The sequence below is a fragment of the Prescottella defluvii genome (genome assembly GCF_000738775.1).
GTDB classification, from domain to species: Bacteria; Actinomycetota; Actinomycetes; order Mycobacteriales; family Mycobacteriaceae; genus Prescottella; species Prescottella defluvii.
Map to the genome: position 1 here is coordinate 1 of NZ_JPOC01000107.1, position 226 is coordinate 226.

General features: G+C 69.5%; 1 protein-coding gene. It reads right to left on the reverse strand.

Features of this window, described 5'->3' with window-relative positions; genetic code table 11:
• Positions 1-226, reverse strand: a 226-nt coding sequence (locus IJ15_RS25010) for a primosomal protein N' family DNA-binding protein (protein ID WP_456238387.1), incomplete at both ends; no start/stop codon positions are given.

Consider the following 226-nt stretch of genomic DNA (forward strand, 5'->3'; position numbering starts at 1 on the left):
GGACCTCGGGGGTGAGAACACATTCGGCGGAGACGACTCGGTCGAGCCAGCCGAGCTTGCCGGGGTGATCACTGGACTCGGCCCGCTCGAGCAGGAAACCGTCGACGAGGCGACCGGAGAACCGCACCCGCACCCGCACCCCGGGCCGGGCCTGCTCGTCCAGTTCCGCGGGGACGAGGTAGTCGAACTCGCGATCGAGATGGGCGAGAGGAAGCAGCGGCAGCAC